The sequence below is a fragment of the Acidimicrobiales bacterium genome (assembly GCA_036270875.1).
Taxonomy (GTDB): Bacteria; Actinomycetota; Acidimicrobiia; order Acidimicrobiales; family AC-9; genus AC-9.
In genome coordinates this window covers 22,401-34,376 of record DATBBR010000074.1, presented here as the reverse complement: position 1 = coordinate 34,376, position 11,976 = coordinate 22,401, and the positions used below count along the sequence as shown (strand labels likewise).

The window sequence follows — 11,976 nt, the reverse complement described above, 5'->3', positions numbered from 1 at the left end:
CGTGGCCGAGACGGTCATCGACGCCTGGGGCGCCGACGCAGCGGCAGCCGTGGCCGTCCCAGTCGGGTTCTTGGCGTTTGCCATCGATGTCTTCGGTGAGGTCTTCTTCGCCGGGCTGCTCGAGCGCATGGTGGGCCAGGCCAGGTACGGAGCCCCGGAGCAGGGGATCCTCACGGTGCTGCGCACGCTTCCCTACGGACGGTTGATCCTGGCCGACGTGCTCCTCACCGTCCTCGTCATCGCCGGCCTCTTCGCATTGATCGTGCCGGGAGTGGTGGTGTTCACGCTGCTGTGTCTGTCGGGCCCGATCATCAACATCGAGAGAGAGTCGGCGCTCCGGGCCATACGGCGATCTGCTCGGCTCGTGCGCGGCCGTTTCGGCTTGACCTTGATCCTGGTGACGGTCCCGTTCTGGATCGCCGACTGGATCGGCACGTCAGTTCAGGACGCCGTGCACGGGGAGCCGCTATGGATCGACATCGGTGTGCGACTGCTGGTGACGATCGTCGTCGCGATCGGCACCGGCCTGGTCCAGGTCGAGCTCGCCTACCGGCTCATCGAGGCCGACCGTGAAGAGCAGCGGCCGGTGAGCAGCTGAAAGCGGCTGACCCGTGCTTCTTTCTGGTCGAGGCGGTCCTCGCTCGACCCGGCACTCCTGAGCGAACGTTCCTACACTTGCCGCAACGGCGCCGATCGACATTGGAGGCCGGCCCAGAGCACGGGGGGCATGACATGGACGAGGCACGCGTCGAAGAGCTGATGGGCCAGATGGTCGGCTACATGACCGGAGGAGCAATTTGCTTCGGCGTGTGGGTGGGCGACGAGCTCGGGCTCTACCGGGCGATGGCCGGATCCGGCTCGATGGCCGCCGACGAGGTGGCAGCCAAGGCGGGGTGCAACCCCCGTCTGGTGCGGGAGTGGCTCGACGGTCAGGCGGCAGCGGGGCTGGTCGGCTACGACCCGGCCGGCGACTCGTACGACCTGAGCGAGGAGGCAGCCCTGGCCCTGGCCGACGACGACGCGCCGGTCTTCGTGGCCCGAGCCATGAACACCCTCGGGTCGTTGTTCATGGACATCGACAAGGTGAAGAATGCGTTTCTCGGCGACGGCGGCCTGAGCTGGGGTGACCACCACCCCTGTCTCTTCTCGGGTACCGAGTGGTTCTTCCGCACCGGCTACCGCGCCTATCTGCCCAGCGCCTGGATTCCGGCCCTGGACGGCGTCGAGTCAAAGCTGCACGCCGGGGCCAAGGTCGCCGACGTCGGGTGCGGCCACGGCGCGTCCGTCGTGGTGATGGCCGACGCCTATCCCGAGTCGCGGTTCTGGGGCTTCGACTTCCACAAGCCGTCGATCGAGACGGCCCGCCACCGGGCCTCCGCCGCAGGCGTGAGCGATCGCACCGAGTTCGAGGTGGCCACGGCGAAGGGCTACGACGGCACCTTCGACCTGATCTGCTTCTTCGACTGTCTCCACGACATGGGCGATCCGGTGGGCATCGCACGGTACGCACGCGAGCACCTCGAGCCCGCCGGCACCGTGCTGCTGGTCGAGCCCTTCGCCCTCGACGGTCGGGCTGCCAACCTCGCCCAGAACCCCATGGCGGCGCTGATCTATACGGCGTCGGCGTCGATCTGCACACCGAACTCGCTCTCCCAGGAAGTGGGGCTGGGACTGGGCGCCCAGGCGGGCGAGGCCAGGATGCGGGAGGTGTTCGACCAGGCCGGCTTCAACAAGTTCGGCCGGGCGGCGGAGACGCCCTTGAACCTCATCCTCGAAGCCCGCGCCTGACGCCTTGAGCCCGCCAGGGTGGGGCGTTTAGGTCATAAGGGATTCGTGCTCGGCGTTCAGCCGCCGCTGAGCGCGGCGTCGTCGTACAGTGAAGGGTGCTACGAGGCCAGGAGCGGCGAATGCAGCCAGGGTTTGATCATGTGACCATCGTGGTGACCGATCTGGACGAGGCGACGCGGTTCTTCGAGGTGCTCGGCTTCGAGGAGTCCAAGAGTGTCGTGGTGAGCGGGGACGCCTTGTCGAAGTACATGGGCATCGCTGACTGGGAGGCCGACCACGTGACCCTCGCCCTGACGGGTGCAGAGACCCACCAGGAGGTGCAGCTGCTGCGGTTCCACAATCCCGCGGTCCAGGTCGACGGCGAGACCGGCAACCTGGCCCGAACCGGGTTCAACCACGTGTGCTTCCGCGTCGACGACATCGACGCCATGATCGAGCGGGTGCAGTCGGGTGGCTTCGGCACCAGGAACGAGGTCATGACGTTCCACGACCGGCGGCTCGTCTTCCTGGGGGGTCCCGGCGGCGTGACGATCGAGCTTGCCCAGTGGCTCGTACAGCCGTGACAGGACGCTAGCGCTCTCGCTCAGCGCAGCATCCTGTCGAGGCGGAGGGGCAGGTCGCGCACGCGGATCCCCGTGGCGTGATGAGCGGCGTTGGCGATGGCGGCGGCCGTGCCCACGATGCCGATCTCGCCGATGCCCTTCGCCCCGATGGGACCCAGCTCGGGCTCCTCCTCGTCGATCCAGATCGCCTCGATCTCCATCACGTCGGCGCACGCGGCCACGTGGTAGCTCGCCAGGTCGTGGTTCGGGAAGTCGCCGAACTCGGGATCGAGGGCGCTCTCCTCGTGCAGGGCCATGGAGAGCCCCATCGTCATGCCGCCGATGAGCTGCGAACGTGCCGTCGTGGCGTTGACGATGCGTCCCGCCGCGAACACGCCGAGCAGGCGAGGGACGCGAACCTCACCCGTATCACTGTCCACCCGCACCTCGGCGAACTGCGCCCCGAACGAATACCGGGCGGATCTGGGAAGGTTGGCAACGTCCGCCTCGGTGGTCGCCTCTGCCGACAGCCCGCCCGTCGGCACGGTCCCACCGTGGTCGCGCTCGACGCGCTCCCGGAGGGCGCGACAGGCCTTGACGATGGCCCACGTCCACGACGCGGTGCCCATGGAGCCGCCGGCGATCATGGCGTCCGGTAGCGCGCTGTCGCCGATGTGCAGCTCGATCGCGTCGGTCGGGACCCCGAGCGACTCGGCCGCGATGAGCAGCAGTGCCGTCCGCGCCCCCGTGCCGATGTCGACGGCCGCGATCGACACCTCGAAGCGGCCCGAGTCGTCGACGTCGACGCGGGCGCTCGATGGAAGGGCTCGCGCCGGATAGGTCGACGACGCCACTCCCGTGCCGACCAGCCAGGCTCCTTCCCGCCGCACGCCCGGCCTGGGGTCCCGTCGCTCCCAGCCGAACCGGGCTGCCCCCTCGCGCAGGCACGCCACCAGGTTGCGGCTCGAGAAGGGTTGGCCAGTCTCGGGATCGGTGGTGGGCTCGTTCCGGATGCGGAGCTCGACCGGATCGAGATCGCAGCCCTGGGCCAGCTCGTCCATCGCCGATTCGAGCGCGTACATGCCCGGACACTCCCCTGGCGCCCGCATCCACGATGGCGTCGGGACGTCGAGCCGCGCCAGCCGGTGCGTCGTCCGCCGGTGCGGAGCGGCGTACATGTGGCGAGTGGCGACCGCGGTCTGCTCGGCGAACTCCTTCAGGGTCGAGCTCTGCTCCACGACGTCGTGGGCGATGGCAACGAGGCGACCATCGCCGTCGGCACCCAGCTGGACACGCTGGATCGAGGGGCACCGGTGGCCGACGAGGGAGAACATCTGCTGGCGGGTGAGGGCGCACTTCACGGGACGTTGGACGACTCTCGCGGCCATGGCCGCCAGGACGACGTTGGCCCTGACGAAGCCCTTCGACCCGAACCCCCCGCCGACGTGCTCGGAGAGGACGCGGACCTGGGAGGGATCAAGGTCGAACAAGCGGGCGATCGTCGGCTTGGCGCGGGGCGGCCCCTGGCTGGAGTCGATCAGCGTCAGCCGGTCACCGTCCCATGCCGCGACCGTGGCGTGGGGCTCCATCGGGTTGTTGTGCTCGGCGGGCGTCCGGTACGTCTGGTCGACTCGCACCGCCGCGCTCGAGAACCCGGCGGCGAAGTCGCCCACCATCGAATCGGTGTCGAAATTCGGATTGACGTGTTCCGGCGCGTACACGCCGGGGTGGTCCGGCGTCAGGGTGACATCATGGCTCGCGGCGGCGTAGTCGACCGTCATCTGCTCGGCGGCGTCACGCGCGACCTCGAGGGTCGTCGCCACGACCGCTGCCACGAGCTGACCGCGATAGGCGACCGAGCGCGACTGGAACAGCGCCAGCTCGGCGTCCTCGGTGACAACAAGCCGTGGCGCGTTGTCCGGCGTGATCACCGCCAGCACCCCCGGAAGGGCGAGCGCGGCGTCGGCTCTGATGGTACGGATCTCCCCCTTGGCGATCGTCGAGGCGACCGGCCAGGCGTAGGCGATGTCGTCGAGGGGATGCTCGAACGCGTAGCGGGCCTTTCCCGTCACCTTGTCCGGTCCCTCGACCCGGCTGACGGCCGCGCCGGTCGATCGCCTGACCGGCTCGGTGATGACGGTCACGAGCCGAGCCCCGCGAGCTCGGCGAGCGAGCGCGTGATCACGTTGCTCATCAGAGGAACCTTGAATCCGTTGTCGCGCAGTGGTCGGGCCTCGGCCAGCTCGGCCTCGGCTGCGAGCCGGAAGCTTCCTTCGGTCGCCGGCTGCCCCCGCAGGTTCTCCTCCGCCCGGTGGGCGCGCCACGGCACCGGAGCGACGGCACCAAGGGCCAGACGCACGTCGCGCACCATGCCGTCCTGCACGTCGAGGGCGGCCGCCACCGAGACGACGGCAAATGCATACGAGGCCCGGTCCCGGACCTTTCGGTAGGTGGAGCGGCTGCTGAAGCTCAGGGACGGGACCTCGACCGCAGTGATCAGCGAGCCGAGGGGCAGCGTCGTGTCCCGATGGGGCTCGTCGCCGGGTAGGCGGTACAGCTCGGTGATGGGTATGGCGCGCTGTCCACCACCCTCCTCGAGATGGACGACCGCATCGAGGGCGACCAGCGCCACAGCCATGTCCGAGGGGTGGGTGGCGATGCACGACGGAGACGCACCGAGAATGGCGAGATTTCGGTGATCGCCTTCCAGCGCTGGGCAGCCCGATCCGGGAATGCGCTTGTTGCACGGCTTGGTGACGTCCTGGAAGTACAGACAGCGGGTGCGCTGGAGGAGATTGCCGCCCACGGTCGCCATGTTCCGCAGCTGGCCCGAGGCGCCGTTCAGCACGGCTCTGGCGAGAACCGGCAGCTGGCGTCGGATCACGAGGTCGGCGACCAGGTCACTGTTGCGGACGCCGGCGCCTATCCGGACGCCTCTGTCGGTCCTCTCGATACGGTCGAGCGGCAGCCGGGTGATGTCGACGAGGAGCTCGGGGGCCTCGACACCGAGCTTCATCAGGTCGACCAGGTTGGTACCGCCGGCGAGAAACGCCGCTGGCGCGGCAGGCGACGAGCCGGCCACGGCCGCTACGGCCCCCGCCGTGTCGGCTGGCCGCTCGTAGGCAAACCGCCTCATCGGAGCGCGTCGAGGATCGCAGGGACGATGTTGGCGTACGCGCCGCAGCGGCAGAGGTTGCCGCTCATCCGCTCCCGGACCTCGCTGGCGTCGAGCGTCGCCCGCTCGCTGCTCAACTCGGTGGTAACGGCGCTCGGCCAGCCCGCTTCGACCTCCGCCAGCATCCCCACCGCCGAGCAGATCTGTCCGGGGGTGCAGTAGCCGCACTGGAGGGCATCGCGATCCACGAACGAGCGTTGCAGCGGGTGCATGTCGTCCTCGTCGCCGAGGCCCTCGATGGTGGTGACGACGGCGTCCTCCACCGCCACTGCGAAGATCAGGCAGCTGTTGACCCGGCGACCGTCGACGAGGAGGGTGCAGGCTCCACACTGACCGTGATCGCAGCCCTTCTTCGATCCGACAAGATCGAGGTGCTCGCGTAGAGCGTCGAGAAGGGTCGTCCGGTTGTCGATTGACAGCTCCCGTCGCCGGCCGTTCACCTGCACGCTGATCCGGCTCACCGTCCGGTCGTCGCTCACGCCCTCAGTCGCCCCCGATTCGGTGCCTCGGCCTGCGCCGCCTCGCCACCTCTAGCCTGGAAGGAAGCTTGGTATCCAGCGGCCACCACTACCAGTAAAGGCAGTTCCACCATGACTGACAACCCACGCTCCCCGCGCCTGGCCCGTCGCCCTCACCCGCCGGGTAAGGTCGTGATGAGCACTGACCCCCAGCGTGGGAGGACCGAGGACCGATGACGACCACGGGCGTACGAGCCTCGTTCAAGAGCTTCGAGGAGTCCACCAGCGACGACTGGGCGGCCATCATGCCCCAGCTCCAGGTGACACAGAGCATGGTCGCCGATCGTGTCCTCGAGCAGCTGGGCTACCTGCGCAACGATTACGGCGGGTTCCCGGTCGACCGCCTCGAGCACTCGCTGCAGACGGCCACCAGAGCCGAGCGAGACGGTCGTGACGACGAGTACCTGGTGTGCGCGCTCCTCCACGACATCGGCGACACCCTGGCCCCCTACAACCACCCCACCATCGCCGCCGGCATCCTGGAGCCGTTCGTGTCCAAGGCGAACCACTGGATGGTCGCCCACCACGGGATCTTCCAGGGCTACTACTTCTGGCACCACATCGGGCTCGACCAGAACGCCAGGGACGCCTACCGGGAGTCGCCGTTCTTCGACTACACGGCCGAGTTCTGCGCCAACTACGACCAGGTGGCCTTCGACAGCGACTACAAGAGCGAGCCGCTGGAGCACTACGAGCCCCTGATCCGCACCTTCTTCGGCGCCAACACCGGATAGGACCGCGGGGCCGCCGGCCTGCCGTTGGCCGGCGCTCTGTGGCTGAACCGGCACAAAATGGACGATACTGGCGGGCGTGGCAACCGAGGCCCTGGGGCGCCTCGCCTCCGCTGAGGACCGAGAGCGGGCGATCGAGCAGTTGCGCGCCGCTGCCGGCGAGCTGGGACTGGAGGAGCTCGAGCAGCGTCTCGACGCCGCCATCCGGGCCCGCACGATCGGCGAGCTGGCCGAGCTGGTCTGGGACCTCGAGCCGGTGGCCAGCAGCGATCCCCGGCTCCCGGGCGCTCGGCAGAACGTCGGGTTCCGGCTCCATGCCGCCGCCTACTGGCTGACCAACGGCCTTCTGGTCGGGACCTGGGCCCTGACGGGACACGGCTTCTTCTGGCCCTTCTTTCCGGCGGCCGGCTGGGGAGTCGCGCTGGGCCTCCATGCCGTCTGTGTCCGTTCGGCCCAGGAGCGCCGGGCGCACGCCGAGCCCCGTCAACTTGAGCGGCCAACACCGACGGTCCGGGTCGGGCGGCCGCCCCCGAACGGATCTGCGTCCCAATCGGCGCGCCGCCCGGTGGTCGCTATGTTCATCGACGTCGTCGACTCCACCCGCCTCACGGAGGTGATCGGCGACGAGGAGTGGAGCCGGATCCGCTCGCGCTGTCGGACCCTGCTGCGGAGCTGCTTTGCGATCAACAGCGGCGAGGAGGTCAGCGCCCAGGGCGACGGCTTTCTGGCCCGGTTCGGGTCGTCCTGCGACGCCGTGCGCTGCGGGATCGAGGTCCAGCGGCGGCTCCAGAGCCAGCGTGAGGACACCGGGTTCGCCCCCAGCGTGCGCATCGGCGTGCATGCGGGCGAGGCCATGGAGGAGACCGGGGACCTGCTGGGGACGGTCATCAACATGGCCGCCCGGGTCACGACGGAAGCCCAGCCGGCCGAGGTGCTGATCACCGAGGCCGTTGCCGACCGGCTCGACGGCCGGTTCGAGCTGGAAGACCGGGGTCTACGGACCCTCAAGGGCCTCTCTCGGCCGCGGCACCTGCTCGCCGTTCCCTGGACCGACTAGGCCGGTCGTGGTGGAGCCGGGCCCGGGGCGCGTAGGCTCGGCCCGTGCTGATCGTCGTTGCGGCCCTGAAGGGCGGAGTTGGGAAGACGACCGTTGCCGTTGGCCTGGCCGAGGCGGCTGCCCTGGAGCACGGATCGTCGCTGCTGGTGGACGCCGACCCCCAGGCCTCGGCCATGCGCTGGTCGGACACGGCATCCGAGGAGGGCACCGGGCTCCGGGCGGTCACGGTGGCGCTGCCCACCCGGGATCTCCGACGTCGCCTGAGCGGGATCGGCGGCGGCTATCCAGTGGTGGTGGTCGACACGCCTCCCGGCCAGCTACCCATCGTCACCGCCGCTGTTGACCTGGCCGACGTCGTGGTGGTGCCCTCCCAGACGAGCTGGTCTGACCTCGACCGGCTGGACGGGACCCTGGACCTGGCTCGTGAGGCCCGCGTCCCGGCGATGGTGGTGCTGAACCGCGTCCGGGCCGGCACCCGGTCATTGGAAGAAGCCACCGCCAGCCTCGAGGAGGCTCGGGTCTGGCTGGCCAAGACCGCCCTCCCGCAGCGGGAGGCGATCGCCGCGACCTACGGCCGCCGCCCCGGATCGGCCCTGACCTCCCTGACCGGAGAGCTGGTGGCCGAGATCGAGGCGGGGGTCGGCACCCGTCGCAAGCGCCGTCGCTGACCCCGAACGTGAGAGCATCGGGGCAAAAGGGGGCGGTGCACATGGGCTTTGTCCAGATCATCGAGTTTCGGAGCGGCAACCTCGACGCCATGCTGGGGATCGAGGAGCAGTGGGAGAAGGCGACCGAGGGGAAGCGGACAGCTGGCCGGCGGCTCATGTGCCGGGACCGCAAGGACCCCAACCGGTACTTCAACCTGGTCTTCTTCGACTCACACGAGTCGGCCATGGAGAATTCGGACCTGGCCGAGACCCAGCGCTTCTCTCAGGAGATGATGAAGTTCGCCGACGGGCCGCCGACGTTCTACGACCTGGACATCATCGACGACCGCTCGTGAGCGCCCTCGGGGGGTAGTGCCCGGGCCGGCCTAGGGTTGCCTATGGCCGACTCCACCCGCGCCCTGATCAGTGCCATCCTCGCTTTCTCGACCTTGCTGGCGACGGCGGCGTTGTGGCGGCACCCCCTGGCCCTCATCGTGCTGGTGCTGTCGGTGGGGCTGGGGATCTTCCTCCTTCGCCCGACCCGACCGAGCCTGATCGTCTACGCGGTGGGATTCGTGTTCGGTCCCACGGCCGAGGTCCTGGGGATTCACGCGGGCGCGTGGAGGTATTCGACGGGCGACTTCCTCGGCATCCCGGTCTGGTTGCCGTTCGTGTGGGGCAATGCCGCGCTGTTCATACAGAACACGGGCGAGGTCGCCACGAGCCTCTTCTCGCCAAATCGGCGTCGCGAAGCCCTGCCACGGGATCCGTCAGAGCAACGAGAGGATGAGCACCAGCCGGCTTGACCCGAGGAGCGCGGGCGGGGAATAATGAAAGTATATGAAAGAGCACCGAACTCTCCCGGATGGGTCCACCTTGACCCTCACGGTCGTCCCCTGGCCCGACGTGGTCATCGATGCCCTCGGCCACGACCCCCGCTCGCGCTACGTCGAGACCTACTGGCTGGCCGTCCTCGGTCCCTCGACGACCTGGCTGCTGCGGCGCCTGGCCTTCCGACTCGAGGCCGAGCCCGGCGGCTTCTCTCTCGACCTGGCTGAGACGGCCCGCAGCCTCGGTCTGGGGGCCAAGGGCGGTCGCCACTCCCCCTTCGTGCGGGCTCTCGGCCGGTGCGTGGCCTTCGACCTGGCCAGGCCCGAGAGCTACGACAGCCTGGCCGTCCGCCGTCGCCTCCCCCCGCTCAGCCGTCGCCAGGTCCTGCACCTGCCGCGGTCACTGCAACAGAGTCACCAGCGCTGGCAGGACGCCCAGCTGGGCCCGCCGGGCGCCGAGCATCAGGTTCGCCGCTCGCGCCAGCTGGCCCTCAGCCTGCGCCAGCTCGGTGAGGACCCCGAGGCCGTCGAGCGGCAGCTGCGCCGGTGGCGGTTCCCGCCAGCCCTGGCGAAGGGGTCGGCAGCCTGGGCTTGGGCGCAGCCGGCGCCCGTCAACGGGCGGCGGGGGGCTGGCGGCGAGGCGCCTCGAACCGCGACACCAGCTCGATGAGGGTGCGCACGCCGTAACCGGTGGCTCCCTTGCGGGTGTAGCCGTCGTCGGAATCGGAGCGCGCCGGGCCGGCGATGTCCAGGTGGGCCCAGGGGACCCCGTCGACGAACTCGCCGAGGATGAGCCCCGCCGTGAGCGCACCGGCGGCGCCAGCAGGGGAAGAGATGTTCTTCATGTCCGCCACCTCCGACTCGATGCCCTTCCGGTACTCCTCGGGCAGCGGGAGGGGCCAGACCAGCTCGCCGGCCCGCTCGGACGCTGCTCGCACCTGGTTCACGAGCTCCTCGTTGTTGCCCATGAGCCCGGCGATCTGGCGGCCGAGCGCGACGACGCAGGCGCCGGTCAGGGTCGCCACGTCGACGATGGCATCGGGAGCGGCCTCGACCGCCAGCGAGAGCCCGTCGGCCAGCACGAGCCGCCCCTCGGCATCGGTGTTGAGCACCTCGATCGTCTTGCCGTTGCGGATCTTCAGCACGTCGCCCGGCTTGATGGCTCGCCCGCCGGGCATGTTCTCGGTGGTTGGCACGATGGCGATCACCTTGACCCCGACGTCGAGGTCGGCCAGGGCCGACATGGTGGCGAGCACGGCGGCGCCCCCACCCATGTCCGTCTTCATCGTCATCATGCCGTCGGCGGTCTTGATCGACAGCCCTCCGGAGTCGAACGTGATCCCCTTTCCGACGAGGGCGACGGTCGGAACGTGCCCGTCACCGGTGCCAGGCGCCGGGTTCGACGGCTGATGGACGAGCTCGATCAGGCGAGGGGGCTCGTCCGAGCCCTGGGCCACGCCGGCCAGCCCGCCCAGGCCCTCGCTGGCGATCGCCACCTCGTCGAGGATGGTGACCGACATGCCATGACGGTCGGCCAGATCCCGGGCGACGTCGGCGAGGCGCCTCGGCGTCATCGCCCCGGCGGGCTCGTTCACCAGATCGCGGGCCATGCAGACCGCCTCGGCGATGCGGGCGCCCCGTGCCACGCCGGCTCCCAGTGCCACCGGATCGTCCCCGACGACCGACAGACGCGCCAGCCGGCTCGGCTTCGACTGACCCTTGTACGCCGTGAATTGGTACGTCGCCAGAGCGATCCCCTCCGCCACGGCTTCGCCGGCTTCCGCGGGGTCGAGCCCCGCCGGTCGTGGTCCCGGGAGGCTGAACGCCGCAGTCTCCGCGTGCCCGGAGGTCCGGGCGAAAGCCGCCCCCGCCTTCCGCAAGCTCTCACGCCCCACCTCACCCGGCTCGCCCAGGCCCACAGCCACCACGGTGACGCCGTCATCGCCCTGGAGCGGAATGGCCTCACCCACCTTGGCCTCGAAGCCCAGCTGCTCGCAGTACCGGCGGTCGATCTCGACCGGAGCGCCGGAGATGGGCTCCAGGCCGGCGAACACCGGGACGGCGAGGGCATCCAGATTGTCCGGAACCTCGCGGGCGGTGGTGAAGGCGATCGGCATCACGGCTCCTTGTGTGACCGGGATCTCTTGCCGCCCTGGCGACTGGGGAGGTGGTCCTCCTCCTGCCACCGGGCCATCGTCCAGCACAGGTCGGACAACCGGTTGAGGTAGGGGCCCACCAGTGACCCCTCGACGACTGGCAGGGACAGCCGCTCGGCGCGCCGCACCACCGTGCGGGCGGTGTCCAGGAGAGCTGCCACTCGCGTCTGTCCGGGTACCACGAACTCGGCCGGCATCTCGAAGCGCTCGTCGATGTCGTCGATCCGGGCCTCCAGGGCAGCCACCATCTCGGCGGTGACCAGGCTCACGCCGGGCGAGAGCTTGTGCCGGTTGTCGGGCGCCGTCGCCACCTCGGCCATGAGCACCCACAGGTCCCGCTCCAGAGCGATGAGCAGCTCGTCGAGCTCCGAGCCCCGCTCTGCCTCGGCCCGCGCGACACCCAGGGCGGCCTGGGCCTCGTCAACCGCCCCGTTGAGGTCGATCGTGGCGGAGTCCTTGCGCACCCGACCGCCGTACAGGAGGCCTGTGGTGCCGTCGTCGCCACGCCTGGTGTAGATCTTCACGGCAGCAT

The 11,976-nt window shown here is 69.7% G+C and carries 14 protein-coding genes; 9 read left to right on the top strand and 5 right to left on the bottom strand.

Annotated elements, in window-relative coordinates:
* The first annotated feature begins 1 nt into the window (after position 1).
* From VH112_08600 to VH112_08590, 3 genes are all read left to right on the top strand, one after another.
* Entirely contained in the window at positions 2 to 598 is a 597-nt protein-coding gene (locus VH112_08600) for a hypothetical protein (GenBank protein ID HEX4540292.1), read from the top strand.
* Between the two features lie 134 nt (positions 599 to 732).
* On the top strand, positions 733 to 1,788 hold the full coding sequence (locus tag VH112_08595) for a class I SAM-dependent methyltransferase (GenBank protein HEX4540291.1): 1,056 nt from the start codon (positions 733 to 735) through the stop codon (positions 1,786 to 1,788).
* 140 nt (positions 1,789 to 1,928) lie between these two features.
* Positions 1,929 to 2,351, top strand: coding sequence for a VOC family protein (locus VH112_08590; GenBank protein ID HEX4540290.1), 423 nt, complete (start codon positions 1,929 to 1,931; stop codon positions 2,349 to 2,351).
* Positions 2,352 to 2,371: 20 nt separating this feature from the next.
* On the opposite strand, the gene VH112_08585 is transcribed toward VH112_08590, so the two are convergent.
* Genes VH112_08585 through VH112_08575 form a run of 3 tightly spaced genes read right to left on the bottom strand, consistent with a single transcriptional unit; the run spans position 2,372 to position 5,984 of the window.
* On the bottom strand, positions 2,372 to 4,474 hold the full coding sequence (locus tag VH112_08585; protein HEX4540289.1) for a xanthine dehydrogenase family protein molybdopterin-binding subunit: 2,103 nt from the start codon (positions 4,472 to 4,474) through the stop codon (positions 2,372 to 2,374).
* The gene (locus VH112_08580; protein ID HEX4540288.1) at positions 4,471 to 5,466 is read right to left on the bottom strand and encodes a xanthine dehydrogenase family protein subunit M; all 996 of its coding nucleotides are present in this window, start codon (positions 5,464 to 5,466) and stop codon (positions 4,471 to 4,473) included. The genes VH112_08585 and VH112_08580 overlap by 4 nt, the downstream gene beginning before the upstream one ends.
* Entirely contained in the window at positions 5,463 to 5,984 is a 522-nt protein-coding gene (locus tag VH112_08575) for a 2Fe-2S iron-sulfur cluster-binding protein (protein ID HEX4540287.1), read from the bottom strand. The genes VH112_08580 and VH112_08575 overlap by 4 nt, the downstream gene beginning before the upstream one ends.
* Positions 5,985 to 6,196: 212 nt before the next feature.
* Here VH112_08575 and VH112_08570 point away from each other — a divergent pair, with 212 nt between their 5' ends.
* The 6 genes from VH112_08570 to VH112_08545 all read left to right on the top strand — a co-directional run bounded on the left by VH112_08570 (position 6,197) and on the right by VH112_08545 (position 9,958).
* Entirely contained in the window at positions 6,197 to 6,757 is a 561-nt protein-coding gene (locus VH112_08570; protein HEX4540286.1) for an HD domain-containing protein, read from the top strand.
* Positions 6,758 to 6,833: 76 nt separating this feature from the next.
* On the top strand, positions 6,834 to 7,811 hold the full coding sequence (locus VH112_08565) for an adenylate/guanylate cyclase domain-containing protein (GenBank protein ID HEX4540285.1): 978 nt from the start codon (positions 6,834 to 6,836) through the stop codon (positions 7,809 to 7,811).
* Between the two features lie 44 nt (positions 7,812 to 7,855).
* Complete coding sequence (locus VH112_08560) at positions 7,856 to 8,479, top strand: ParA family protein (GenBank protein HEX4540284.1); 624 nt, start codon at positions 7,856 to 7,858, stop codon at positions 8,477 to 8,479.
* Between the two features lie 35 nt (positions 8,480 to 8,514).
* The gene (locus VH112_08555; GenBank protein HEX4540283.1) at positions 8,515 to 8,814 is read left to right on the top strand and encodes a hypothetical protein; all 300 of its coding nucleotides are present in this window, start codon (positions 8,515 to 8,517) and stop codon (positions 8,812 to 8,814) included.
* Between the two features lie 42 nt (positions 8,815 to 8,856).
* Complete coding sequence (locus VH112_08550; protein HEX4540282.1) at positions 8,857 to 9,264, top strand: hypothetical protein; 408 nt, start codon at positions 8,857 to 8,859, stop codon at positions 9,262 to 9,264.
* 70 nt (positions 9,265 to 9,334) lie between these two features.
* Positions 9,335 to 9,958: a hypothetical protein gene (locus tag VH112_08545; GenBank protein HEX4540281.1), complete on the top strand. Its 624-nt coding sequence runs from the start codon at positions 9,335 to 9,337 to the stop codon at positions 9,956 to 9,958.
* On the opposite strand, the gene VH112_08540 is transcribed toward VH112_08545, so the two are convergent.
* On the bottom strand, positions 9,900 to 11,405 hold the full coding sequence (locus VH112_08540; protein ID HEX4540280.1) for a leucyl aminopeptidase: 1,506 nt from the start codon (positions 11,403 to 11,405) through the stop codon (positions 9,900 to 9,902). The two genes, VH112_08545 and VH112_08540, sit on opposite strands and share 59 nt — an antisense overlap.
* Positions 11,405 to 11,968 (bottom strand): cob(I)yrinic acid a,c-diamide adenosyltransferase, encoded by a 564-nt coding sequence (locus VH112_08535; GenBank protein ID HEX4540279.1) that lies wholly within the window; start codon positions 11,966 to 11,968, stop codon positions 11,405 to 11,407. Before VH112_08535 ends, VH112_08540 begins: the two co-directional genes overlap by 1 nt.
* Positions 11,969 to 11,976: the final 8 nt, after the last annotated feature.